Origin of the sequence: Pantoea sp. Ap-967, assembly GCF_011752565.1 — a bacterium.
In the GTDB taxonomy this organism is placed as follows: Bacteria; Pseudomonadota; Gammaproteobacteria; order Pseudomonadales; family Pseudomonadaceae; genus Aquipseudomonas.
Window position 1 is genome coordinate 1 of record NZ_VWXK01000019.1, and the last position, 26,157, is coordinate 26,157.

Annotated in this window: 17 protein-coding genes; 8 read left to right on the top strand and 9 right to left on the bottom strand. The window is 65.4% G+C overall.

The genetic code is table 11. The features are described from left to right. Positions 1-128: 128 nt before the first annotated feature. From F3J45_RS19290 to aceE, 5 genes are all read right to left on the bottom strand, one after another. Positions 129-752: a glutathione S-transferase gene (locus F3J45_RS19290; protein ID WP_167066320.1), complete on the bottom strand. Its 624-nt coding sequence runs from the start codon at positions 750-752 to the stop codon at positions 129-131. 3 nt (positions 753-755) lie between these two features. Further along, positions 756-1,424 (bottom strand): peptide-methionine (S)-S-oxide reductase MsrA, encoded by a 669-nt coding sequence (gene msrA, locus F3J45_RS19295; RefSeq protein ID WP_167066324.1) that lies wholly within the window; start codon positions 1,422-1,424, stop codon positions 756-758. A 137-nt stretch (positions 1,425-1,561) separates the two neighbouring features. Then, entirely contained in the window at positions 1,562-4,246 is a 2,685-nt protein-coding gene (locus F3J45_RS19300) for a bifunctional diguanylate cyclase/phosphodiesterase (RefSeq protein WP_167066326.1), read from the bottom strand. A 339-nt stretch (positions 4,247-4,585) separates the two neighbouring features. Further along, positions 4,586-6,226 carry a dihydrolipoyllysine-residue acetyltransferase gene (aceF, locus tag F3J45_RS19305; RefSeq protein WP_167066330.1) on the bottom strand — a complete coding sequence of 547 codons (1,641 nt, stop codon included), beginning with the start codon at positions 6,224-6,226 and terminating at the stop codon, positions 4,586-4,588. 13 nt (positions 6,227-6,239) lie between these two features. Further along, the gene (aceE, locus tag F3J45_RS19310) at positions 6,240-8,885 is read right to left on the bottom strand and encodes a pyruvate dehydrogenase (acetyl-transferring), homodimeric type (protein WP_167066334.1); all 2,646 of its coding nucleotides are present in this window, start codon (positions 8,883-8,885) and stop codon (positions 6,240-6,242) included. Positions 8,886-9,268: 383 nt separating this feature from the next. On the opposite strand from aceE, the gene glnE reads away from it, so the two are divergent. From glnE to F3J45_RS19350, 8 genes are all read left to right on the top strand, one after another. Next, complete coding sequence (gene glnE, locus F3J45_RS19315) at positions 9,269-12,202, top strand: bifunctional [glutamate--ammonia ligase]-adenylyl-L-tyrosine phosphorylase/[glutamate--ammonia-ligase] adenylyltransferase (RefSeq protein WP_167066337.1); 2,934 nt, start codon at positions 9,269-9,271, stop codon at positions 12,200-12,202. A 184-nt stretch (positions 12,203-12,386) separates the two neighbouring features. Then, complete coding sequence (gene waaF, locus F3J45_RS19320; protein WP_167066340.1) at positions 12,387-13,436, top strand: lipopolysaccharide heptosyltransferase II; 1,050 nt, start codon at positions 12,387-12,389, stop codon at positions 13,434-13,436. Next, complete coding sequence (gene waaC, locus F3J45_RS19325) at positions 13,437-14,495, top strand: lipopolysaccharide heptosyltransferase I (RefSeq protein ID WP_167066343.1); 1,059 nt, start codon at positions 13,437-13,439, stop codon at positions 14,493-14,495. It begins immediately after the preceding gene. Next, a complete protein-coding gene (locus F3J45_RS19330) occupies positions 14,495-15,619 on the top strand; it encodes a glycosyltransferase family 4 protein (protein WP_167066346.1) in 1,125 nt (374 codons plus the stop codon). Before waaC ends, F3J45_RS19330 begins: the two co-directional genes overlap by 1 nt. After that, entirely contained in the window at positions 15,616-16,422 is an 807-nt protein-coding gene (gene rfaP, locus F3J45_RS19335; RefSeq protein WP_167066349.1) for a lipopolysaccharide core heptose(I) kinase RfaP, read from the top strand. Before F3J45_RS19330 ends, rfaP begins: the two co-directional genes overlap by 4 nt. Further along, entirely contained in the window at positions 16,422-17,156 is a 735-nt protein-coding gene (locus F3J45_RS19340; RefSeq protein ID WP_167066352.1) for a lipopolysaccharide kinase InaA family protein, read from the top strand. Before rfaP ends, F3J45_RS19340 begins: the two co-directional genes overlap by 1 nt. Continuing rightward, positions 17,153-17,905, top strand: a complete 753-nt coding sequence (locus F3J45_RS19345) for a lipopolysaccharide kinase InaA family protein (protein WP_167066355.1) — start codon at positions 17,153-17,155, stop codon at positions 17,903-17,905. The genes F3J45_RS19340 and F3J45_RS19345 overlap by 4 nt, the downstream gene beginning before the upstream one ends. Beyond that, positions 17,905-19,347: a lipopolysaccharide kinase InaA family protein gene (locus F3J45_RS19350; RefSeq protein ID WP_167066358.1), complete on the top strand. Its 1,443-nt coding sequence runs from the start codon at positions 17,905-17,907 to the stop codon at positions 19,345-19,347. The genes F3J45_RS19345 and F3J45_RS19350 overlap by 1 nt, the downstream gene beginning before the upstream one ends. Here F3J45_RS19350 and F3J45_RS19355 read toward each other — a convergent pair. From F3J45_RS19355 to F3J45_RS19370, 4 genes are all read right to left on the bottom strand, one after another. Further along, entirely contained in the window at positions 19,308-22,100 is a 2,793-nt protein-coding gene (locus F3J45_RS19355; protein WP_167066360.1) for a dermonecrotic toxin domain-containing protein, read from the bottom strand. The genes F3J45_RS19350 and F3J45_RS19355 overlap by 40 nt on opposite strands. Before the next feature lie 71 nt (positions 22,101-22,171). After that, positions 22,172-22,345 carry a hypothetical protein gene (locus F3J45_RS19360; protein WP_167066363.1) on the bottom strand — a complete coding sequence of 58 codons (174 nt, stop codon included), beginning with the start codon at positions 22,343-22,345 and terminating at the stop codon, positions 22,172-22,174. Then, positions 22,342-23,454: a PepSY domain-containing protein gene (locus tag F3J45_RS19365; protein ID WP_167066366.1), complete on the bottom strand. Its 1,113-nt coding sequence runs from the start codon at positions 23,452-23,454 to the stop codon at positions 22,342-22,344. Before F3J45_RS19365 ends, F3J45_RS19360 begins: the two co-directional genes overlap by 4 nt. 146 nt (positions 23,455-23,600) lie before the next feature. Further along, complete coding sequence (locus tag F3J45_RS19370) at positions 23,601-26,042, bottom strand: TonB-dependent siderophore receptor (RefSeq protein WP_167066369.1); 2,442 nt, start codon at positions 26,040-26,042, stop codon at positions 23,601-23,603. Between the last annotated feature and the right edge of the window lie 115 nt (positions 26,043-26,157).

Genomic DNA, 26,157 nt, shown 5'->3' on the forward strand with positions numbered 1-26,157 from the left:
GCCAGAAGCGAATAGCTTCCTCGAACAGGCCTGATACATAGATGCAACCGGGTAACCATGTTCAAAAGCAGCTAGACAATGTTGGCGAGTCCATACATAGGAGCGGGCTTGCCCCGCGAAGAGGCCCTTCAGGCTACCGGTACGGTGGCAACCATCGACGGCCGCTTGGCCACCTCGGCATACCACGCCGCCAACCCAGGCTGGCGCTCACGCCAGCCAAACTCCGGCTGGCGCAGGTCCAGGTAGCCCAGTGCACAGGCAACGCCAATCGCCGCGATATCGAACCCGGAGGCGATCTCCGCCAGGTGCTCCTGCTCAAGGTTCGCAAGGCTGCGGCGAATCTTCTCGCTTTGCGCCTCAAGCCAAGCGTCCCAGCGCTTGTCCTCAGGGCGCAGGAAGCTTTCGTAACGGCTCAGCACCGCCGCATCCATGATCGCATCGGCCTGGGACGCCAGGGTCATGCGCCGCCAGCGTGCCGAGCCCTCGCGCGGCAGCAGCGGCAGGCCGACATGCTGCAGGTCGAGGTACTCGCAGATCACCCGGCTGTCGTGCAGCACGGTGCCGTCTTCCAGGCGCAGGGCCGGGATCTTGCCGATCGGGTTGCCCTGGTTGAGCTGGGCATCGCCGTTTACCGGGCTGACGTTCACCGGGTGCAGGGTCACCCGGCCAAGCTGGCCGGTTTCATGCAGCACCACCATCACCTTGCGCACGAACGGCGACAACGGCGAGTGGAACAGGGTCATGGTGCCCATGGCTCAATTGCCTTGCAGGCTGGGCGGCAGGCACACGCCAGTGCCGCCGATGCCGCAGTAGCCTTCGGGGTTCTTGGCCAGGTACTGCTGGTGGTAGGCCTCGGCGAAGTACACGGTCGGGGCCTGGTCGATTTCGGTGGTGATCTCGCCGAAACCGGCTTTGTTCAGCTCGGCCTGGAAGGTGTCGCGGCTGGCCTTGGCCTGCTCCAGCTGTTCCGGGCTGGTGCAGTAGATGGCCGAACGGTACTGGGTGCCGATGTCGTTGCCCTGGCGCATGCCCTGGGTCGGGTTGTGCAGTTCCCAGAACATCGCCAGCAGCTCGCGGTAGCTGACTTTGTCTTTGTCGAACACCACCAGCACCACTTCGGTGTGGCCGGTCAGGCCCGAGCAGACTTCTTCATAGGTGGGGTTCGGGGTGAAGCCGCCGGCATAGCCGACCACGGTGCTGACCACGCCTTCGCGCTGCCAGAAGCGGCGCTCGGCGCCCCAGAAGCAACCCAGGCCGAAGATGGCGAAGTCGATGCTGCCCTCGAAGAATGGGCCCAGCAGCGGGGTGCCTTCGAATACGTAGTGGAATTCGGGCAGGGACATTGGCGTTTCGCGGCCAGGCAGGGCCTGTTCCGCGGTTGGCATGACGTTTTTGTTCACCAGGATTTCCGAACGCAGGACCATGGCCGTTCCTCAGTATGTCAGTTGAATGGGTGGTGGGGCCTTCGCGGGCAAGCCCGCTCCCACAGAGGGCTCCACAGGGTGGGATAGCCGCGAAAGGGCCCGAATGGGCTCTAGTGTGCCCGACCTTGAAGCAGCTGTCAGGCCATTGGACCGCGCGGGTAGCGCTTGAGTTTTTCGGTAAGCTCGCGGCCCGGTATCGGCCGGTCGAACAGGTAGCCCTGGCCAACGTCGCAGCGGTGCCGGCGCAGGAACGCCAGCTGCTCCGGCGTCTCGATCCCCTCGGCCACCACCTTGAGCTTGAGGTTGTGGGCCATGGCCACCACCGCCGAGGTGATTTCCATGTCGTCCTGGTTGTCGGGGATTTCGTTGATGAAGCTGCGGTCGATCTTGATGATGTCGATCGGGAATTTCTTCAGGTAGCTCAGCGACGAGTAACCGGTGCCGAAGTCGTCCATGGCCAGGGTCAGGCCCAGGGCCTTGAGCTCGTCGAGCTGGCGGTGGGTGTCCTCGGTGGCTTCGAGCAGTAGGCCTTCGGTGAGTTCCAGCTCCAGCAGGTGCGGCGGCAGGCCTTCTTCCTTGAGGATCGAGGCGATCGAGGCCACCAGGTCGGGGTCGGAGAACTGCTTGGGCGACAGGTTGATGGCCACGTGCAGGCAGCCCATGCCGGCTTCCTGCAACTGCTGGCTCATGCGGCAGGACTGGCGCACCACCCACTTGCCGATGGGGATGATCAGGCCGGTTTCCTCGGCCACGCTGATGAACTGGTCGGGGCGGATCATGCCGCGCTCGGGGTGGTTCCAGCGCAGCAGCGCCTCCAGGCCCAGCAGGCGGCCACTGCGCAGGCACAGCTTGGGCTGGTAGAACACCTCCAGCTCGTTCTGGGTCAGGGCGCGGCGCAGGTTGTTTTCCACGAACAGCTTGTAGCTGGCCTCGGCGTTGAGCACTTCGGTGAACACCTGCACCTGGTGCTTGCCGTTGGCCTTGGCCTTGTGCAGGGCAAGGCCTGCGTTCTTCATCAGGCTGGCCGGGTCGCTGCCGTGCAGCGGCGCGTAGGCCAGGCCCACGGAGGCGGTGACGTTGATCAGTTGGTTGTCGACGAACATGGGTTTGTCGAGGGTGCGCAGCAGCTGCTGGGCAACGCCCTGGCCGTCTTCCAGGCTGGTGTCGTCGAGCAGCACGGCGAACTCGTTGCTGGCGAAGCGGGCGAGGATGCCGTTGGGGCTGAGGCTGTTGCGCAGGCGCCGGGCCAGGCTGATCAACAGCTTGTCGCCGGTCTGGTGGCCAAGGCTGTCGTTGATCCGCTTGAAGTTGTCGATGTCCACCAGCAGCAGGCACATCGGGTTTTCGCCGTCGCGGGCAAAGCGCTCGTCGAGGCTGCGGATGAACGCCGGGCGGTTGCCCAGGTTGGTCAGGTTGTCGGTGTAGGCCAGGCGCTCGATGCGCTGCTGGGCGAGCTTGGTCTGGGTAACGTCTTCGTAGATGCCGATGTAGTGGGTCAGCTCGCGGTTGTCGCCGTACACCTTGGAGATCGACAGTTGGCCCCAGTAGGGTTCGAGGTTCTTGCGCCGGCTTTTGAATTCGCCTTGCCAGCTGTTGCCCATGGCCAGGCTGGACGGCGAGTCGAACAGCAGCTCGCTCAGGTTTTCCAGGGCCGGCAGCTCGCCCAGGTGATGGCCCTGGACTTCCTCGGTGCTGTACTGGGTGATGGCCGTGAAGCTTGGGTTGACGTACTCCACCACGCCGTCGCGGTTCACCAGCAGGAAGGCGTTGGCGCTTTGCTCCACCGCGCGCTGGAACAGGTGCAGGGCGCTGGCGGCGGTGCGCCGGTTGTGGTTGGTGATTACCTGGGCGAACTGGTCGGCCAGCTCGCCGGCGAAGGCGATTTCATCCGACTGCCAGGCCCGCGGCTGGCCGGTCTGCTCCAGGCACAGCACGCCCACCACCTGGCCGTCGACCCGCACGCTGGCGTCGAGCATGGCGTTGTTGCCTTCGTACAGGCTTGCCGCCAGCGCCCGGGTGCGTGGGTCGTGGTGGGCGTTGTGGGCGTCGATGGCGCGGCTGGCGTGCAGGGCTTCGAGGTAGTCGGGGAACTGGCTGGCGTCGATGGGCTCGGGCAGGCGGTGCATTTGCTCGTTGCGCAGCCAGGCGCTGATCGGCTCCAGGCGCTGGCCCTCCAGGTGCCAGATGCTGGCGCTGTCGACCTTGTAGATTTCGCAGGCGCTGCGGGTTATCAGCTGGGCGGCTTCGAGCAGTGAGTTTTCCGCGCTGTAGCGCTGGCGGGCCAGGCGCAGGATCAGGTCCTGCTGGCCGCGCACACGTTCCAGGTGTTCAAGCTGTTCCTGCTGGGCGCGTTGGTTCAGCTGCAGGGCCAGTTGCAGGCGGTTGTTGCGCGACTCAAGGTCGGTGGCGTCCTGCTCGGCTTCGTCTTCGTCATCGAGCACGGTGAGAAAACCGCGCAGCAGCTGGCGGTTGTGCTGCTTGTAGGCTTCGCCGGCTTCCAGCACGCGCAGTGCGCGGGGCTGGGCGTGCAGGGTGTAGCGCACGCGGTAGTAGCCGCGCTTGCCGAGCTGTTGCTGGATTTCGTCGTGCAGCCGGTAGCGCGCCTCGGGCTCCATCAGGCTGGCATAGGGCGAGTCGATCAAGGCGCACAGTTCGGACGCGGGCAGGCCGAACTGGCGCTCGCAGGCTGGGTCCAGGAAGAGCATTGCCCAGGTGGCTTCGTTGAGCCTTTCGAAACGCAGCATGCCGAGCCGCGAGGGCACGGGAAGCTGCGTGACGACCTCGGCCGCCACACGGCTGGCGGCATCGGGTTGGCTTTTCATCGAAGACTCGCTTGAAGAGGGGAGGCGGCCTGGAGCGGCGGCACATTCGGCAAGGTTGCATCATGTCCCGAAGGCTGGCAAGCGGCCGTTTGGGTTCATGTATATGTTTTCGGCCGTTGGGCTGAAAACCTTGAATCGGCGGACGGAAATTGGCGCCTGGCGGCGCATCGCGAGCTGCGCTCGCTCCTACCAGGCTTATGCGGAACCGGTAGGAGCGAGCGCAGCTCGCGATGCGCCGCCAGGCGCAAAAAAAGCCCCGCCAATTGGCGGGGTTGAGGTACGAGCGTGGCAGCTCGAAAAAGTACCTGCCTCCCCAGGGGAAGGCAGGTTGGCTGCGTGTTACAGCAGCATGGTACGAATGTCGCCCAGCACGTCGCCCAGGCGCTTGGTGAAGCGCGCGGCGGCAGCGCCGTTGATCACACGGTGATCGTAGGACAGCGACAGCGGCAGCATCAGCTTCGGCTGGAAGGCCTTGCCATCCCAGACTGGCTGCATGGTCGCCTTGGAGACGCCCAGGATCGCCACTTCCGGCGCGTTGACGATCGGCGTGAAGCCGGTGCCGCCAATGTGGCCGAGGCTGGAGATGGTGAAGCAAGCGCCTTGCATGTCGTCGGCCGACAGCTTCTTGGTGCGGGCCTTTTCGGCCAGCGCCGCAGCTTCGGCAGCCAGTTGCAGCAGGCTCTTCTGGTCGACGTTCTTGATCACAGGGACCAGCAGGCCGTCCGGGGTGTCCACGGCGAAGCCGATGTGCACGTACTTCTTGCGGATCACAGCCTTGCCGCTTGGTGCCAGCGAGCTGTTGAAGTCCGGCAGTTCCTTGAGCAGGAAGGCGCAGGCCTTGAGCAGCAGCGGCAGCACGGTCAGCTTAACGCCAGCCTTCTCGGCCACGGCTTTCTGCGCAACGCGGAAGGCTTCCAGCTCGGTGATGTCGGCGGAGTCGAACTGGGTCACGTGCGGCACGTTCAGCCAGCTGCGGTGCAGGTTGGCAGCACCGACCTGCATCAGGCGGGTCAGGGCCACTTCTTCCACTTCACCGAACTTGCTGAAGTCCACGGCTGGAATCGGCGGGATGCCGGCGCCGCCGGTTGCGCCAGCGGCTGCTGGTGCTTCCTTGGCCTTCTGCATGACCGACTTGACGTAAACCTGCACGTCTTCCTTCAGGATGCGGCCGTGCGGACCGGTAGCCGCGACTGCGCCCAGGTCGACACCGAACTCGCGGGCCAGCTGGCGAACCGCCGGGCCTGCGTGAACCTTGGCGTTGTTGCCGGCAGCCGGTGCGCTAGCAACCGGAGCAGGAGCAGCAGCCGGGGCGGCAGCGGCAGGCGCGGCGGCTGGAGCCGCTTCAGCCTTGGCCGGTGCAGCAGCGGCCGGCGCCGGGGCGGCAGCCGGTGCAGCGCCAGCCACCTTGAGCTTGAAGATCAGGTCGCCAGTGCCAACTTCGTCTTCGAGCTTGCACAGCACTTCCTCGACCACGCCAGCGGCTGGCGATGGGATTTCCATGGAGGCCTTGTCGGACTCCAGGGTAATCAGCGACTGGTCGGCTTCGACGGTGTCGCCGACCTTGACCAGCACTTCGATGATCTTGGCCTTGCCCGACGAGCCGATGTCCGGCACGTGGATGTCCTGCACGCTGGCGGCAGCCGGGGCTGCTGCCGGAGCAGGGGCGGCTGCGGCGGCCGGAGCCGGCGCAGACGCTTGGGCTGGAGCAGCGGCGGCAGCCGGAGCCTCAGGGGCCGCAGCAGCGGCGCCCTCGGCTTCCAGAACCAGCAGCTCGTCGCCTTCTTTCAGGCGGTCGCCCAGCTTGACCTTCAGTTCCTTGATGACGCCGGCCTTGGGGGCCGGGATCTCCATGGAGGCCTTGTCGGACTCCAGGGTCAGCAGGCTCTGGTCAGCCTCGATACGGTCACCGACCTTGACGAACAGCTCGATGATTTCACCTTCACCGCTGCCGATGTCAGGTACGCGAATGAGTTCGCTCACTTAAAAATACTCCTCAGCAGTCCAGTGGGTTGCGCTTGTCCGGGTCGATGCCGAACTTGACGATGGCGTCAGCCACAACCTTGGGTTCGATCTCGCCACGGTCAGCCAGGGCTTCCAGGGCAGCCAGCACGACGAAGTGGCGGTCGACTTCGAAGAAGTGACGCAGCTTCTTGCGGCTGTCGCTGCGACCGTAACCGTCGGTACCCAGGACTTTGAACTCTTTGCTCGGCACCCACTGGCGAATCTGCTCGGCGAACAGCTTCATGTAGTCGGTGGACGCGATAACCGGGCCTTTGCGACCGTTCAGGCACTGCTCGACGTAGGTCTGCTGTGGCTTCTGGCCAGGCTTGAGGCGGTTGGCGCGTTCCACGGCCAGGCCGTCGCGACGCAGTTCGTTGAAGCTGGTGACGCTCCACACGTCGGCGCCGACGTTGAACTCTTCACGCAGGATCTTCGCCGCTTCGCGAACTTCGCGCAGGATGGTGCCGGAGCCCATCAGCTGTACGTGGTGCGCGGCTTCGCGGGTGTCTTCCTCGAGCAGGTACATGCCCTTGATGATGCCTTCCTCGACACCGGCCGGCATGGCTGGCTGCTGGTAGGATTCGTTCATCACGGTGATGTAGTAGAAGATGTCCTGTTGCTCTTCGGTCATCTTCTTCATGCCGTCCTGGATGATCACCGCCAGCTCGTAGCCGTAGGTTGGATCGTAGGTGCGGCAGTTCGGGATGGTGCCCGCCATCATGTGGCTGTGACCGTCTTCGTGCTGCAGGCCTTCACCGTTGAGGGTGGTACGGCCGGCGGTACCGCCGATCAGGAAGCCACGGGTGCGGCTGTCGCCAGCGGCCCAGGCCAGGTCGCCGATACGCTGGAAGCCGAACATCGAGTAGAAGATGTAGAACGGCAGCATCGGCTGGTTGTGGCAGCTGTACGAGGTACCGGCAGCGATGAACGACGACATGGCGCCGGCTTCGTTGATGCCTTCCTCGAGGATCTGGCCCTTCTTGTCTTCGCGGTAGAACATCACCTGGTCTTTATCGACTGGCTCGTAGAGCTGGCCGACCGAGGAGTAGATGCCCAGCTGGCGGAACATGCCTTCCATACCGAAGGTACGGGCTTCGTCCGGGATGATCGGGACGATGCGCTGGCCGATGTCCTTGTCCTTGACCAGCTGCGCCAGGATGCGCACGAAGGCCATGGTGGTGGAGATTTCGCGGTCGCCCGAGCCGTCCAGGATCGCCTTCAGGGTTTCCAGCGGCGGGGTGGGCACGCTGAAGCTCTGGGCGCGGCGCTGAGGCACGAAGCCGCCCAGGGCAGCACGGCGCTCGGCCAGGTACTTGGCCTCGGCGGAGCCTTCTTCTGGTTTGAAGAATGGCAGGTTCTCGAGGTCGGCATCCTTGACCGGGATGTCGAAGCGGTCACGGAAGTGACGCAGGCTGTCGACGTCGACCTTCTTGGTGTTGTGCGCGGTGTTCTTGGCTTCGCCGGCACCGGTACCGTAACCCTTGATGGTCTTGGCCAGGATGACGGTTGGCTGGTCCTTGTGGTTCACAGCCTGGTGGTACGCCGCGTAGACCTTGTACGGGTCGTGGCCGCCACGGTTGAGCTTCCAGATCTCGTCGTCGGACAGGTCTTCGACCATGGCCTTGAGCTCTGGGGTGTTGAAGAAGTTCTCACGAACGTACGCGCCGTCTTTGGCTTTGTAGTTCTGGTACTCGCCGTCGATGACTTCGTCCATGCGGCGCTGCAGGGCACCGTTGGTGTCCTTGGCCAGCAGTGGGTCCCAGAAACGGCCCCAGACGACTTTGTTGACGTTCCAGCCACCGCCACGGAACACGCCTTCGAGTTCCTGGATGATCTTGCCGTTGCCGCGAACCGGGCCGTCGAGGCGCTGCAGGTTGCAGTTGATGACGAAGATCAGGTTGTCCAGCTTCTCGCGGCCGGCCAGGGCGATTGCGCCCAGGGATTCCGGCTCGTCGCACTCGCCGTCGCCCATGAAGCACCAGACTTTCTGCTTGCCGGCCGGGATGAAGCCGCGCGCTTCCAAGTACTTCATGAAGCGAGCCTGGTAGATGGCCTGGATCGGGCCCAGACCCATCGATACGGTCGGGAACTGCCAGAAGTCAGGCATCAGCCATGGGTGTGGGTACGAAGACAGGCCGTTGCCGTCCACTTCCTGACGGAAGTTGTTCATCTGCTCTTCGTTGATGCGGCCTTCCATGAAGGCACGGGCGTAGACGCCTGGCGAAGCGTGGCCCTGGAAGAAGATCAGGTCGCCGCCGTGTTCTTCGGTCGGGGCCTGGAAGAAGTAGTTGAAGCCGATGTCATACAGGGTGGCACTGGAAGCGAAGCTGGAGATGTGGCCGCCCAGGTCCGAGTCCTTCAGGTTGGTGCGCATCACCATGGCCAGCGCGTTCCAACGCACCATCGAGCGAATGCGGCGTTCCATGAACAGGTCGCCAGGCATGCGTGCTTCGTGGGTGACAGGGATGGTGTTGCGGTATGGCGTGGTGATTGCGTACGGCAGCTGGGAGCCACTGCGGGTGGCCAGCTCGCCCATGCGGGTCATCAGGTAATGAGCGCGGTCTTCGCCTTCTTTGTCGAGGACCGACTCCAGGGCATCCAGCCATTCCTGGGTTTCGATTGGATCGAGGTCTTGCATGGCTTGCTCCAGGGCGGAAAGGCCACCAGAATCGGGGGCCTGAGTTTGCGACTGGCCTTATGGGCAGACGTCGTGAATTCTTGGATTGCCGGTGTGTCTTCCGGCGCCGTGTAGTTTTACTACATTTGCTTTGGCATTTCATGCTTTTGCGCGCCATGGGTAGTAGTAATACTACACAAATGCGACGTTTGGTCGCACCTCGGCTTGTGAGGAAAAACGTTCATGTTGGTTGGCGATGTGTCGCGAACAGGTGGTTCTTGATGTTTCATGCCAATGATTCGTTTTTTTCAGCTATTTCCAACTTTTGTATGACAGTCCAACCGTGGTCCGGCTTCCCCTTGGCCGCAATTTCCCCTCCATTTCACGCCGATCAAGGATAGACCATGCGCCTACCTTTGCCGCCCGAACTGCCCCTCACCCTGCAACCGTTGGTCGCTCGCAACCAGCAGTTCCTCAGCGATGCCGTGGCCGGCCACGCCGAACTCGACCCACAGGCCTGGAGCCAGGCCCTGCGCCTGCAGTTCGACCAGGTGGCCGCTGCCAGCGACTTCGTGCTGGGCCTGGTGCAACGTGAGCCTGCGCTGCTGTTTGGTCTGATCGCCAGTGGCGAGCTGGCGCGCCGCTACAGCCCGGGCGAGCTGCGCGGGCAAATCGCCGCAGCGGCGCAGGCGGCGCAAAGCGAGGAGGAGCTGGCGCGCAACCTGCGCCGTGAGCGCAACCGCCAGCAACTGCGCATCATCTGGCGCGATGTCACCCGCCAGGCCGAGCTGGGGGAAACCTGCCGCGACTTGTCCGACCTGGCCGACGCCGCCATCGACGAAGCCTACCAGTGGCTGTACCCGCGCCACTGCCAGCAGTTCGGCACGCCCATCGGCAACCGCAGCGGCCAGGCGCAGCAGATGGTGGTGCTGGGCATGGGCAAGCTGGGCGCGGTGGAGCTGAACCTGTCGTCGGACATCGACCTGATCTTCGCCTTCCCCGAGGGCGGTGAAACCGAGGGCGTGAAGCGTTCGCTGGACAACCAGGAGTTCTTCACCCGCCTGGGCCAGCGGCTGATCAAGGCGCTGGACCCGGTGACCGTCGACGGTTTCGTGTTCCGTGTCGACATGCGCCTGCGCCCTTACGGCTCGGCCGGCGCCCTGGTGCTCAGCTTCAATGCCCTGGAGCAGTATTACCAGGACCAGGGCCGCGACTGGGAACGCTACGCGATGATCAAGGCGCGGGTGGTGGCCGGCGACCAGGCTGCCGGTGCGCAACTGCAGGAAATGCTGCGCCCGTTCGTGTACCGCCGCTACCTGGACTTCTCGGCCATCGAGGCGCTGCGCACCATGAAGCAGCTGATCCAGCAGGAAGTGCGGCGCAAGGGCATGGCCGACAACATCAAGCTCGGTGCCGGTGGTATCCGCGAGGTCGAGTTCATCGCCCAGGCGTTCCAGCTGATCCACGGCGGGCGCGACCTGAGCCTGCAACAGCGCCCGCTGCTCAAGGTGCTGGCGACCCTGGAAGGCCAGGGCTACCTGCCGGCGGCGGTGGTGGCGGAGCTGCGCGAAGGCTATGAGTTCCTGCGCTACACCGAGCACGCCATTCAGGCCATCGCCGACCGCCAGACGCAGATGCTGCCGGACAGCGAGCTCGATCGCGCGCGTGTGGCCTACATCCTGGGCTTTGCCGACTGGCAGGGCTTCCAGGACCAGCTGACCTACTGGCGTGGCCGGGTGGACTGGCACTTCCGCCAAGTGATTGCCGACCCGGACGACGAAGAAGGCGAGGGCGAACTGGTGGTGGGCGGCGAATGGTCGCCGCTGTGGGAGCAAGCCCAGGATGAAGAAGCGGCAGGCCGCCAGCTTGAGGAAGCCGGCTTCAAACAGCCCGCCGAAGCCTTGCGCCGCCTGGCCGCGCTGCGCGCAAGCCCGCAGCTGCGCTCGATGCAGCGCATCGGCCGCGAACGCCTGGACGCCTTCATCCCGCGCCTGCTGGCCCAGGCCGTGGAACATGCCAACCCAGACCTGGTACTGGAGCGTGTGCTGCCGCTGGTCGAGGCCGTGGCGCGGCGCTCGGCCTACCTGGTGCTGCTCACCGAAAACCCCGGTGCCCTGCGCCGTTTGCTGACGCTGTGCGCGGCCAGCCCGTGGATCGCCGAACAGATCGCCCGCTACCCGTTGCTGCTCGATGAATTGCTCAACGAGGGCCGGCTGTTCAGCCCGCCGTTGGCGCCGGAATTGGCCGCCGAGCTGCGCGAGCGGCTGACGCGCATTCCCGAGGACGACCTGGAGCAGCAGATGGAAGCGCTGCGCCACTTCAAGCTGGCCCACAGCCTGCGTGTGGCGGCGTCTGAAATCAGCGGCAACCTGCCGTTGATGAAAGTCAGCGACTACCTCACCTGGTTGGCCGAGGCCATTCTCGACCAGGTGCTGGCCCTGGCCTGGCGCCAGACCGTCGCCCGCCACGGCCAGCCCAAGCGCAGCGACGGCAGCCTGTGCGACCCAGGCTTCGTCATCATTGGCTACGGCAAGGTCGGTGGCCTGGAACTGGGCCATGGCTCGGACCTGGACCTGGTGTTCATCCACGACGGTGACCCGCAGGCCGAAACCGACGGCGCCAAGCCCATCGACAGCGCGCAGTTCTTCACCCGCCTGGGCCAGCGCATCATTCACCTGCTGACCACCCAGACCAACTCCGGGCAGCTGTATGAAGTCGACATGCGCCTGCGCCCCTCGGGCGCGGCCGGGCTGCTGGTCAGTTCGTTGGGCGCGTTCGAGCGTTACCAGCAGAACGAGGCCTGGACCTGGGAACACCAGGCCCTGGTGCGCGCCCGCGTGCTGGTGGGCTGCAAGCAGGTGGCAACGGCGTTCGAGGGCGTGCGTGCCAAGGTGCTGGGCCAGGCCCGCGACCTCGGCAAGCTGCGCACCGAGGTGAGCGAAATGCGCGCCAAGATGCGCGACAACCTGGGCACCAAGGCAACCGTTGCCGGCACCGCGGCCAATGCCTTCGATGCCGGGGTGGCATTCGATATCAAGCAGGATGCCGGCGGTATCGTGGATATCGAATTTATGGTGCAATACGCCGCTTTGGCCTGGTCCCACGACCACCCGGCCATACTCCGATGGACCGATAACATCCGCATTCTGGAAGAGCTGGAGCAGGCAGGTTTGATGCCGGCCAGTGACGCGGTGCTGTTGCGTGAGGTGTACAAGGCGTTTCGCTCGGCGTCGCACCGCCAGGCCCTGCAGAAGCAGGCCGGGTTGATCGACGCGGCGCAGTTTGCCGATGAGCGCCGTGAAGTGCGGCGGATCTGGGGGGAACTGGGCCTGAGCTGATACCGTGCTGGTTTCTTCGCGGGGCAAGCCCGCTCCTACAGGGACCGCACCGGCCTGTAGGAGCGGGCTTGCCCCGCGAACGGACCCTGCGAGTGGTACACTGTCCGCCACATAGCCTGAATATAAAGAGGGGAGGCCAGGCTGTATGCAGCCTGTAGCCTCCCCGAGCGTTTCTGGACTAAGCATGAGAATACTGATCATTGGCCCCAGCTGGGTCGGCGACATGGTGATGGCGCAGACCCTGTTCCAGTGCCTGAAACAGCAGCACCCCGACTGCGTGATCGACGTGCTCGCCCCCGAGTGGAGCCGGCCGATCCTCGAACGCATGCCCGAGGTGCGCCAGGCCTTGAGCTTCCCGCTCGGCCACGGCGCGCTGGAGCTGGCCACGCGGCGGCGCATCGGCAAGTCCCTGGCCGGCCAGTACGACCAGGCCATCCTGCTGCCCAACTCGCTGAAGTCGGCGCTGGTGCCGTTCTTTGCCGGCATTCCCAAACGCACCGGCTGGCGCGGCGAAATGCGCTTTGGCCTGCTCAATGACGTGCGCAAGCTGGACAAGGCACGCTACCCGCTGATGATCGAGCGCTTCATGGCCCTGGCCTACGCGCCCGGCACCGAGCTGCCGCAGCCTTACCCACGCCCGAGCCTGCAGATCGAAGCGCAAAGCCGCGAGGCGGCCCTGGGCAAGTTCGGCCTGGCCCTGGACCGCCCGGTGCTGGCCCTGTGCCCCGGCGCCGAATTCGGCGAGGCCAAGCGCTGGCCGAGCGAGCACTATGCCGCCGTGGCCGACGCGATGATTCGCCAGGGCTGGCAGGTGTGGCTGTTTGGCTCGAAGAAGGACCATCCGGTGGGCGAGCAGATTCGCGACCGCCTGATCCCAGGCTTGCGTGAAGAGTCCTACAACCTGGCGGGTGAAACCTCGCTGGCCGAGGCCATCGACCTGATGTCCTGCGCCGATGCCGTGGTGTCCAACGACTCGGGCCTGATGCACGTGGCCGCCGCGCTCAACCGGCCGCTGGTGGCGGTGTACGGCTCGACCTCGCCGGGCTTCACCCCGCCGCTGGCCGAGCAGGTTGAAGTGGTGCGCACCGGCATCGAGTGCAGCCCGTGCTTCGACCGCACCTGCCGCTTCGGCCACTACAATTGCCTGCGCCTGCTGGAGCCGGGCAAAGTCATTGCCGCCCTGCACAGCCTGGGCGGGCCGAACCTGATCGACACCTTGGCCGAGGCCGACTAAGTGCGGGTACTGATTATCAAGACCTCGTCGCTGGGTGACGTGATTCACACCCTGCCGGCGCTTACCGATGCCGCCCACGCCATCCCGGGCATCCGTTTCGACTGGGTGGTGGAAGAAGGCTTCGCCGAGATCCCCAGCTGGCACCCGGCGGTGGACAAGGTCATACCGGTGGCGATTCGCCGCTGGCGCAAGAACCTCTGGCAGACCATCAAGAGCGGCGAGTGGAAGGCGTTCAAGCAGCGCCTGCGCGAGCACACCTACGACCTGGTGATCGATGCCCAGGGCCTGGTCAAGTCGGCCTGGCTGACCCGCTATGTGAAGGCGCCGGTGGCTGGCCTTGACCGCTATTCGGCCCGTGAAGGCTGGGCCAGCCGTTTCTACGACCGGCGCCTGTCGGTTGCCGTTGGCCAGCATGCCGTGGAGCGTGTGCGCCAGCTGTTCGCCATGGCCCTGGCCTACGACCTGCCCGAGGGCATCGGCAACTACGGCCTGGACCTCGACCGCCTGCAACTGCCGCCGGCGGCGCCCTACGTGGTGTTCCTGCACGGTACCACCTGGGCCACCAAGCACTGGCCCGAAGCCTACTGGCGCGAGCTGGCCGAGCGCCTGGGCCAGCGCAAGCTGCAAGTGCGCCTGCCCTGGGGCAACCCGGCGGAGAAAGCCCGTGCCGAGCGTATCGCCCAGGGCTTGAACAATTGCCAGGTGCTCCCCAAGTTGAACCTGGCAGGCGTTGCCCGCGTGCTGGCGGCGGCCAAGGCCTGCGTTGCCGTGGACACCGGCCTTGGCCACTTGGCCGCGGCGCTGGACGTGCCGACCATTTCGCTGTTCGGCCCGACCAACCCGGGCCTGACCGGCGCCTATGGCCGGGTGCAGGTGCACCAGGCCAGCGACTTCCCCTGCGCCCCGTGCCTGCAGAAGAAGTGCACCTACAAACCGAGCGCCGACGACCTGCGCCGGTTCGATATCAAACGCGAGTGGCCGCTGTGCTTCACTCGCCTGAATCCCGAGCATGTGGCGAGCCGCCTGAGCGCGCTGCTGCTGGCTGAGGATGTTCGTTGATGCAACTGGCTTTCGTGCTTTACAAATATTTCCCCTTCGGCGGGCTGCAGCGCGACTTCATGCGCATTGCCCTGGAGTGCCAGAAACGTGGCCACCAGATCCGTGTGTACACGCTGATCTGGGAAGGTGACATTCCGCCGGGCTTCGAGGTGCTGGTGGCGCCGGTGAAGGCGATCTTCAACCACCGCCGCAACGAGAAGCTCAGCGCCTGGATGGCTGCCGACCTCGCCAAGCGCCCGGTCGACCGCCTGATCGGCTTCAACAAGATGCCGGGGCTGGACGTTTACTACGCCGCCGACGGCTGCTTCGAGGACAAGGCCCAGACCCTGCGGGGTGGCCTGTACCGCCGCTGGGGCCGCTACCGGCACTTTGCCGAGTATGAGCGCGCCGTGTTCGCCAAGGACGCACACACCGAAGTGCTGATGATTTCCGAAGTGCAGCAGCCACTGTTCATCAAGCACTACGGCACCCCCGTGGAGCGCTTCCACCTGCTGCCGCCGGGCATTTCCCAGGACCGCCGGGCACCGGCCAACGCCGCCGAGATCCGCGCCGAGTTCCGCAAGGAATTCAACCTGGGCGATGACGACCTGCTGCTGGTGCAGATTGGCTCCGGGTTCAAGACCAAGGGCGTCGACCGCAGCCTCAAGGCCCTGGCCGCGCTGCCCTCGGCCCTGCGCAAGCGCACCAGGCTGATGGTCATCGGCCAGGACGACCCCAAGGTGTTCCAGCTGCAAAGCGCCACCCTGGGGCTGGGCGAGCAGGTGCAGTTCCTCAAGGGCCGCAGCGACATCCCACGCTTCCTGTTGGGCGCCGACTTGCTGATTCACCCAGCCTACAACGAGAACACCGGCACCGTGCTGCTTGAAGCCCTGGTGGCCGGGCTGCCGGTGCTGGTGTCCAAGGTGTGCGGTTATGCCCACTACATTGCCGAGGCCAACAGCGGCCTGGTGCTGGACGAGCCGTTCGAGCAGGAACAGCTCAACGGCCACCTGCAGCGCATGCTCGAAGACCCGCAGGCGCGTGCCGATTGGGCGCGCAATGGCCTGGCCTTCGCCGACACCGCCGACCTGTACAGCATGCCCCAGCATGCTGCCGATGTGATTCTGGGGCAGGAGACTGCATGAAGCTGAAGCTGGCCGAACCGTTCAAGCGCCTGTGGGCCGGGCGCGACCCCTTCGAGGCTGTGGAGGCGCTGCAGGGCGAGGTGTTCCGCGAACTGGAAGGCCGCCGCACGCTGCGTACCGAAGTGGAGGGCGAAGGCTACTTCGTGAAGATCCACCGGGGCATCGGCTGGGGCGAGATCTTCAAGAACCTGCTGACCGCCAAGCTGCCGGTGCTGGGCGCCGGCCAGGAATGGCAGGCCATCGAGCGCCTGCATGAAGTGGGCGTGCCGACCATGACCGCCGTGGCGTATGGCGAGCGGGGCAGCAACCCGGCTGCCCAGCACTCGTTCATCGTCACCGAGGAGCTGGCGCCGACCATCAGCCTGGAAGACTACAGCATCGACTGGGTCCGCCAGCCGCCTGAGCCACGCCTCAAGCGTGCGCTGATCGCCGAGGTGGCGAAAATGATCGGCACCATGCACCGCGCCGGGGTCAACCACCGCGACTGCTACATCTGCCATTTCCTGCTGCACACCGACCGCCCGGTGACGCCGGACGACTTCAAGCTGTCGGTGATCGACCTGCACCGCGCCCAGACCCGCCCTGCCATCAGCCGCCGCTGGCGCGACAAGGACCTGGCCGCGCTGTATTTCTCGGCGCTGGACATCGGCCTTACCCGGCGCGACAAGCTGCGCTTCTTGCGCGGTTACTTCCAGCGCCCGCTGCGCCAGGTGCTGGCCGAGGAAGCGGCGCTGCTCGCCTGGCTGGAGCGCAAGGCGCAGAAGCTTTACGACCGCAAGCTACGTTATGGGGATGCACTCTGATGGCGGGTTGGACACTGGCGCCGGGCTATGAGCACCTGGCGGCGGACTTCGGCAGCCTCGATGCGGTGTTCGCCATCAAGGGCGAACGCCTGACCCGTGACCCGCTCAGCGAGGTCATTCGCATCGAGCGCGACGGGGTCAACTATTACGTCAAGCGCTACACCGGCGCTGGCAAGCACATGCGCCGCTACCTGGGCCGCCCACGGATCAAGGCCGAGTGGCAGAACCTCAAGCAGTTCGCCAAGTGGGACATCCCTACCGCCGAAGTGGTGGCCTGGGGCCTGGAGCGCAATGGCCTGGCCTTTGGCCGGGGCGCCATGGTCACCCGCGAGCTGCCGCACACCGAAGACTTGTCGGCCCTGGCCGAGCGCAACGACCCGCGGCTGGCCGACCGCCTCTGGGTCGACAAGCTCAGCCGCCAGCTGGCGCGCCATACCCGGGTGATGCACGAACACCGCTTCGCCCACAACGACCTGAAGTGGCGCAACCTGCTGGTCGACGACCTGGGCACGCTATTCTTCATCGATTGCCCCACCGGCGATTTCTGGCGCGGCTTCATGTGGCGCCACCGGATGATCAAGGACCTGGCGTGCCTGGACAAGGTCGCCAAATACCACCTGTCGGCGACCCAGCGGCTGCGCTTCTACCTGCAGTACCGCGGGCGCCAACGCCTGAACGCTCGCGACAAGCGGCGTATCCGCCAGGTGCTGAGCTTCTTCGAGGGAAGGGAATGACCGATTACCTGGCCAGCGCGGAGCTCGCGCTGCTCAAACGCCATGGCTTGAACGACTTCGAGGCGCTGTGGGCGCTGCAGCTCGACGCCGTGGACGAACCCAACACCGGCCGTGGCGGCTGGAGCAGCGTCTATCGGCTGGAGCTGGAGGGCAAGGGGTACTACCTCAAGCGCCAGAGCGACTACCTGACCCGCACCCTGCACAGCCCGTTCGGCGAGCCCACCTTCGCCCGCGAGTTCCGCAACATCAGCCGCTACCAGAAGCTGCACATTCCAGCGCTGCAGGCGGTGTTCTACGGTGAGCGCAAGCAGGGCGGCAAGCACCGGGCTATCCTCATGACCCGCGCCCTGGACGACTGGCGCGACCTGGACGGCCTGCTGGCCGAGTGGGCGCAGCTGGACGCTGGCGCGCGTGCCGGCATCCTCAAGGCCTGTGGCCGGCTGGCGCGCACCCTGCACGGGGCTGGCCAGGTGCATGGCTGCTTCTACCCCAAGCATATTTTCCTGCGCCAGCGCCGCGAAGGCTGGGAAGCCCAGCTGATCGACCTGGAAAAGACCCGGCCGCTGCTGTTTGGCATGCGTGACCGCCTCAAGGACCTGGAGCCGCTGCTACGCCGCGCGCCGGCATGGGCCGAGGCGCAGGTGCGCGAGCTGTTGGCTGCCTACCTGGAACAACCCGCCAGCAGCCCGCTGGTGGGCACCTGGCTCAAGCGCCTGACGCAACGCCGTCGTGAAAAAGAGGCCCGCTGATGCGTTTGTCTGAACTCAAGGACGCTGGCCGCAGCCCGTCCTTGCCCCTGAGCATTACCCTGGCCGATGCCGCAGGCCCAGCCGACCTGCAACTGCTGAGCCTGTTGCGCGTGTTGCCCGGCCAGCGCTATGTCGGCGCCGGCGTCTGGCGCGGCACCCCAGTGCTGGCCAAGCTGTTGGTCGGCAGCAGCGCCGCCCGGCATTTCCAGCGTGAGCTGGACGGCGTGAAGCGGCTGGCCGAGCAGCGCCTGACCACCCCACAACTGCTGGCCGATGGCCTCAAGGAAGGCGAGGGCGGCTGGCTGTTGTTCGAATACCTCGACGGTGCGCAAAGCCTGGCCGATGCCTGGGCGGCGGTAGAGCAGTTGCCGGTGCTGGCCGACGAGCAGCACCTGGTGTTGGGCGAAGCGTTGACCGCCGTTGCCCAGATGCACGCCCAGGGCCTGTGGCAGGAAGACCTGCACCTGGACAACCTGCTGCGCCATGGCGGCAAGCTGTACCTGATCGACGGCGCCGGCATCAAGGCCGAAACCCCCGGCCAGCAGTTGTCGCGGCCACGGGTACTGGAAAACCTCGGGGTATTCTTCGCCCAGTTGCCCAAGCGCCTGGAGCCGTTCATCGAGGAGTTGCTGGTGCACTACCTGCTGGCTAACGCCGAGCATGCGCTGCCGATGGAAGCGCTGCAGAAGCAGGTGGACAAGGTGCGCAACTGGCGCCAGAAGGACTACCTGGAAAAGGCTGGCCGTGAGTGCAGCCTGTTCAGTGTCGAGCGCAGCCTTTCAGGCCTGCGGGCGATTCGCCGTGGCGAGGTCGAGGCCATGCTCCCGGTGCTGGCGCGGGCCGACGAATTGATCGACCAGGGCCATTTGTACAAGACCGGCGGCGCCGCCAGCGTGGCCCGCATCGACGTCGATGGCCGCACGCTGGTGCTCAAGCGCTACAACATCAAGAACACCGCCCACTGGTTCAAGCGCTTCTGGCGCCCGAGCCGGGCCTGGCATTCCTGGATCGAAGGGCATCGCCTGGAATTTCTCGACATCGCCACGCCGCGCCCGCTGGCCGTGCTGGAGCAGCGGGTGATGGGGCTGCGCAGCCGCGCCTACCTGGTGACCGAGTACGTCGATGGCCCGGACCTCACCGCGTGCTTTGCGCCCTATGTGGAAAACGGCGATGCACCTGAAGAGCAGGTCGATGCCCTGGTGCAGGTGATGCAGCAGCTGATTCGCGAGCGCATCAGCCATGGCGACTTCAAGGGCCATAACCTGTTCTGGCACAACGGCCAGTGGTCGCTGATCGACCTTGATGCGATGTGCCAGCATGCAACCCAGCTCAGCTTCGCCCCGGCCTTTGCCCGTGACCGGGCGCGGCTGCTGCGCAACTGGCCGAGCAGCAGTGCCCTGCATCAGCGGCTCGACCGGCTGTTGCCACGGCTGGCCGAGTAAGCGCCGGGCAGCGCCAGCCAACTGCTGCTGCGCCCCGCCTGGCGCACGCGAATGCGCCATTGCGCGTCCTGCCAGCGCAGCACCGCCCAAGGCACCACCCCGGCCCCCGTGGCCTGGGGAATGGGCAAGTGGTAGTGCCCGGGCAGCAGGTGGCGGCGTAGCGGCAGCTGGCCGCCCGGGGTTTGCAGGTAAAGCTGCCCATCGACGCTGAACAGGCCGCTGGCATCGCTGGCGGTGGCGTCGGTAATCGGCTCGGGCAGGCGGCAATCGTCGAACAGGCGCTTAAGGTCTGGCAGGCCGTCGTGCCAGAGCAAGGGCGAGTCGATGACCCAGTTGCCATCGGCCAGGCGCTTGACCGGCTGCGTCAGGTAGGCATCCGGGCGGTCGGGGTCGATGGCCCGCCAGCGGCTGCCGTCGAACGACACCTTGAAATAGCGCCCCTGGGCATCCTGCACGAAATACTCGGACAACCCCTCGACCGTCGAGGCCTTCTCGTAGACTTCTTCGCCATACAGCCCGTCGATGCGGTAGCGCAGGTTGCTGGTTTCAGGTGTGACGGCGAAGCGCAGCGGCAATGGCAAGGGCGGTTGCTTGGGCATGCCGCGCAGTACCCGGCGCATCAGCCCGGTGCTGAGCAGGCTGGTGCCGGCATCGTTGAAATGGCTCAGGGCGTTGTAGGCGTGGCTGAGCACTTCGTTGAGGTCTTCATTGCGGTAGGCCGCCACGCCGTTCCAGATTTCCAGGGCCATGCGCCCCAGGGCCAGCGGGATCATCACTTTCACCGGCAGGAAGATGCTGATCAGATCGAGCAGGGTCCAGCCCAGCTTCAACGCCTGTTCGGCATCGGACTCGGCGGTGCTGTGGCTGTTGGCGTCGGCGGCGGCCAGCATGGCGCGCACTTCGGCCCTGTAGCAGGCCAGGAACAGCTCGTCGGTGATGGCTGGGGTTTGCAGCACTTTGCCCAGGCGGCCCTTGAGCAACAGGCCCTCGACCTGTGCGCTGGGCAGCAGGGGCAGGCGCTGGGCGAGGTAGGTGCGCAGCGCCGGCTTGTTGCGCAGCAGGCGCAGCAGGGCGCGGGTGTTGGCGAACGAGCGCCAGGCGCGCCGGTCGGGGGCGTCGGGGGTGTAGAGCACGAACGAGGTGTCGTTGGGCGATTCGCTGGCGAGCAGTAACAGGCCTTGCAGCGTGTTGCCATCGACCAGCAATTGCCGGGCAATCACCGGGTGGCCGTCTACCCGTGGCCGTAGGGCGTTGTGCGGTTGTGCCAGCACCTGCTGCACCCAACGGTAGTGCCGCTCGGCCCAGTCCGGGGCCAGGTGCCCAGCATAGCGTGCCTTGGCCATTTCGGCGCGCATGCGGGCGTAGTTGACCTTGCGGTGGGCCTGCAGCCGCCAGATGCCCAGTGGTGAATCGAGCAACTGGGTGCGCAGGTAGCTGGCGTAGCTGTCGCCGACATTCAGGTTCCTGACCAGCGCCTTGACGTAGCCCGGGGTTAATCCGGCCGGCAGGGCAGTGCCGTCGGCGGTGCTTACCCGCGCTGTCAGCCAGTAGTCGTAGTCGAACCAGGCCACATTGCGCACGGCCAGTTCGTCCAGTGGGTAGCGCGCGCGATAGGCTTCGACCAGCTCGCCGCCTACGCGCTCGAAACCACGCCAGGTTACATAGGAGGAGGGTTGCAAGGGGTTGAGCCAGGGGCCGGTCTGGCGGGTGTGGGTGACCGTGATGTAAATGGCGGAAGGCTCGATGGCCAGGCCCAGGTCGTTGCGCAGCTGTTCTTGCACCCGCTCCCGCGCCCAGCGTTGCAGGGTTTCACGCTGCTGGAACTGGCGCAACGTAAGGATACCGGGGGCCGCGACCTGCTCACCGGCCGCCACCAGTTCCTGCATGCCTTGCATGATATGGGCAAGTGCTTGCGGGCTGGCCGAGCGCAGCCAGTTGGGCAGGTTCTGTTCGAGCAGGGCCGCATAGCGGCTGTCGAGCAGTACCTTGCTGCCGGCTTCCAGCTCCAGCGCCATGGCCTTGCGCAGCTGTTCAGCGGTTGGCGCAGGTTCGCTTGCCCAGGCTTGGTTCAGGCGCAGGCGCTGGGCTTCCAGCAAGTGCTCGACCTGCGCGTGCAGCGGGTCGTCGGCATACCATTCATAGCGCAGGCGGTCGGCCTGGCCGGCCTGTTCGATCTGCGCCGGGTCCACCAGCAGGCGCAACAAGGGGGCACCTTGCAGCGGGTCATCCAGGCGCTCGCACAGCTCCTGGTGCAGGTGGCCCAGGGTCGGGTAGGCCTCCAGGCCCTGGGCCAGGCCCCAGAGCAGCACCGGGCCGGTGGCCTGGTCGGCTTCAAGGTTTTGCCCTTCCTCGGTTCCGCTGACGATCACGAACATGCCAGGCAATGCCGCACGCCAGGCAGGGCGGCTGCGTGAGAGCACCGGGCGGTAGGCCTGGGCACGCCCGGCGAGCGGTTGATGCCGGCGCTGCCAGGCGTAGGGCAGGTCGAGAAACAGGCTGAGGGTGTTGGCCAGTGCTGCGCTCAAGGTTTGGTCGGCCAGGCGCAGGTCGGCTTCGGCTTGCATCATCGCCCGGCGGATGTCGGCCAGCCGGGTCGTGCGTGAGCGGCCCTGGCTGTCGGCCTCGGCCCAAAAGGCGGCGAGGTCGCCATGCAGCTGCTGGCGTGTTGGCAAGGGTGAGGGAATGCCTGGCATGGCGTCGAGCAGGGCCAGGGCCTGTTGGTGCAGGAAGTTGATGCGTTGCAGGGGTAGCATGCGCCGCTCCTTGGATGAGGGAGCGGGCATGCTGAAAGGGGCGTGTACTGGCCGGGGGGTAACCGGCTACCTCATTTGCACAGGCCGCGCAGGCTGAACCACGCCGGAAGGCCAAGGCCAAGCCAGGCGAGCATGTCCCAGGCGCCGTCACCCAGTAGCGCGGCGAACAGCCCCAGCGCCCCGAGCAAGGCAATGGCGGCGGGCCAGGCGAACACCTTGGCGGTGGATTGCGAACGGTGGCTCATGCTTTCGCCTCCCGGGGGCGGCGATGCTTGCCCAGCCAGAGGTACAGGCCACTGCCCAGGACGATGATGGTCAGCACGTCGAGCACGGCCCACAGTACCTGCATCGGGCGGCCGCCGTAGTCACCGAAATGCAGCGGTTGCGACAGGCCCATGGCGTCCATGTACCAGGGCCGCTCGCCCACGGCGGTGACTGCCAGGGTGCGGGCATCGATCAGCACGGGGGTGAGCAGGTGCGAGGTCAGGTGCGTGGCGCCTTTCATGAACACCGCGTAGTGGTGCTCGCTGGAAAAGCGTGTGCCGGGGAAGGCGATGAAGTCCGCGCGCATGCCGGGTGCGGCCTGTTCGGCGATGGCCAGCAGGCCGCTGGCGGGGGCGCGCTCGGCCAGCGGCGGGGCGTTTTGGTAGGGGGCGACCATGGCCGCCAGGCTGTCGTTGCGCCAGGCGGCGATCACCAGGTCGGACAGGGCGCTGATTACTCCGGTGACGCCGACGGTCAGCGCCCAGGCCAGGGTGACGATGCCGATCAGGTTGTGCAGGTCGAGCCAGCGCAGGCGCCGGGACTTGTCATGGCGCACGGTGGCGAATTCCAGGCGGCGCATGAAGGGCGCATAGAGCACGGTGCCGGAGACGATCGCGACGATGAACAGCACGCCCATGAAGGCCAGCAGCAGCTTGCCGGGCAGGCCTGCGAACAGGTCCACGTGCAGGCGCAGCATGAGCATCATGAAGCCGCCGTTGGCAGCGGGCATGGCCACGGCTTCGCCGGTGCGGGCGTCGAGCATGAAGGTGTGCGACGAATTGGGTTCGGTGCCGGCGGTGGCCGCGGTGATTGCCACGACGCCGTTGGGTTCGTCTTCGTCGAAGCCGAAGTATTGCATGACTTCGCCGGGGCGATGCTGCTCGGCCTTGATGACCAGTTGCTGCAAATCCAGGTGGGGGGTGTTGGCGGGCATTTCGCGCAACTCGGCGGCGTCGCCGAGCAGGTGTTCGAGTTCGTGGTGGAAGATCAGGGGCAGGCCGGTGAGTGCCAGCAACAGCAGGAACAGGGTGCAGACCAGGCTGCTCCAGGTGTGGATCACGGACCAGCGGCGGATGGTTGGGCTTTTCATCACGGTACCGTTTTTGTCTGTTGGAGCGGGGGGCTGCTTTGCAGCCCAATCGCGACCTTTGGTCGCTCCTACAGGGGGGCGATGTGTTTTCCCCGGGTAGGAGCGACCAAAGGTCGCGATTGGGCCGCAAGGCGGCCCCGGCTCACTCAGAACTTATAAGAAGCACTGGCCACGACGCTGCGCTCGTCGCCGTAGTAGCAGTAGTACGAGTCACAGGTGGAGATGTAGTCCTTGTTGAACAGGTTGGTGGCGTTGACCGCCACCGTCGCGCCCTTGAGGCTGGTGCTCAGGCGGCCCAGGTCGTAGTGCACGGAGGCATCGAACACGGTGTAGGCGTTGGCCTTGCCCAGGTAGGTGTTGGCCTGGTCGCCGTAGGTGTTGCCGGTGTAGCGCGCGCCACCGCCGATGCCGAAGCCATCGAGGATGCCGCTGTGCCAGGTGTAGTCGGCCCACAGCGAGGCTTGCTGGTTAGGCATCAGTTGCAGACGGTTGCCTTTGTACAGGCCGTCCTGTACTTCCGATTTGGCCAGGGTGTAGGCGGCGGTCAACTTGAGGTTTTCGGTGACGTCGGAAACGGCTTCCAGTTCAAGGCCGCGTACCTTCACTTCGCCGGTTTGGCTGGTGACGGTGACGTTGCCCACGTTGTTGGTGACCGAGACGTTCTTCTGGGTCAGGTCATACACCGCTGCCGACAGCAATGTGTTGGAGCCTGGTGGCTGGTACTTGATGCCCAGTTCCCACTGTTTGCCTTCGGTGGGCTTGAACGCATTGACCGGGTCAGCTTCCGCCTTGCTTGATGGCTGGAAGGACTCGGCATACGACAGATAAGGAACGAAGCCCGAGTCGAAGACGTAGCTGATTGCCGCGTTACCGCTGAAGTTGCTGTCGCGCTGGGTGTTGGTGGCATCGCCCTTGTTGAAGAACTTGGTACCTGTATGTACCCAGTCTTCTCGACCGCCCAAGGTCAGGCGCCAGTTGCCGAGCGCCATCTGGTCTTGGACGTACAGGCCGGTCTGGTTGGTTTTCTGGTCGTAGTCATAGTACGCATCGGAGCGTGGCGGCCGGGTGATGGGCAAGCCATACACCGGGTTGTTTACGTTGATGCTTGGCGCAGTGCCATAGATGGTGAGGAAGTTGTTGTTCGTGCGTTGGTGGTCCAGGCCGATCAGCAGGGTATGGCTGATGTCGCCCGTTTTGAAATCGGCCTGGAAGTTGTTATCAACCGCGAACTGGCTGATGTCCTCGTCCACGTTGGTGGTGCCACGCCCAGTGTTGCCCTCGTCGTCCACTACGTAGCCAAAGGCGGCAAAGGCCGGAATGTAGCTGTTCACGGTAATGGTCTGGAACGACAGCTCCGACTTGGTATAGCGCAGGTTCTGGTGGAACTGCCAAACGTCGTTGAAGCGGTGCTCGAAGGCATAGCCCAGGGCGTAGTAGGTGCGGTCGTAGTATTCGTAGTTCGGGTCGCCCAGGTTCTTGTGGTGCGAGATCTTGCCGAACGGCATGTCGATCTTGGTGCCTTGGATCGGCCGGAACTGGCTGGTGACGCCGGTATCGTCACGGGTGAACTGGGTAAGCAAGGTCAGCGAGGTGTCCTCGTCGATGTTCCAGGTCAGGCTCGGGGCGATGTTGTAGCGCTTGTCGTCGATATGGTCGATTTGCGTGCCGCCGTCGCGGATCACGCCGCTGACGCTGTACAGGAACTGGCCCTGGTCGTCGATCTTGCCGGTGCTGGCGAAGTTGATCTGGCGGTGGTTGTCGCTGCCGTACTGCACCTCGATTTCATGGGAGGCTTCGGCTTGCGGGCGGCGGCTGACCATGTCCAGCAGGCCGCCGGGCGGGGTTTGGCCGTAGATCGACGAGGCCGGGCCGCGCAGCAGGGCGAGGCGGTCGAGGTTCCAGGTTTCGGCTTTCGGGTTGGCGTACACGCCGCGCGGCAAAGGCAGGCCGTCAAGGAACTGGGTGGGCTCGAAGCCACGCACGCGCATCCAGTCGTAGCGGGTGTCGCTGCCGAAGCTGGCGGAAACGATACCCGGCATGTATTTCACCGCGTCGTCCAGGCTGTGCACGCCACGGTCGCTCATCTGCTGGCGGGTGGCCACGGAGATCGAGCGTGGCACCTCCACCAGGGCGGTGTCGGTCTTGGTGCCGACGGCGGTGCGCTTGGCCAGGTAGCCATCCACCGGGCCCCAGGCGCTTTCGCCAACGCTGGCGGCATTCACCGTGGTTTCCGGCAGGGCCAGGGCACCCTCGGGCACGGCCACCAGGCTGTAGCTGCCAACGCTGCTCTGCTGCAGCTGCAAGCCAGTGCCGAGCAAGGCGGCCTGCAGCGCGCCGAGGCCGGTGTACTGGCCGTTGACCGGGGCCGACGTACGGCCACTGACCAGCGCCGGGTCGATGGCCAGGGCGATGCCCGACTGGCTGGCGATCTGGTTGAGGGTAGTGGCCAGCGGCGCGGCGGGCAGGTTGTAGGCGCGCGGTGCGGACTGCTCGGCGGCGAACAGGGCAGGGCTGGCAAGTGGTGCGGCCAGGGCGACGGCCAGGGCCATCAGGCTGGGACGCAGGATACGATCAACGGCACGGGACATTCAGCGGCTCCTCAAGGGATAAGTGCTAACTGCTTCCTTGCCGCACGAGAATTGGAAAGTGACAGGGGGGAATCGGAAAAAAAGTGAGAATTATTTGAGGTTGGGATTTTCATGT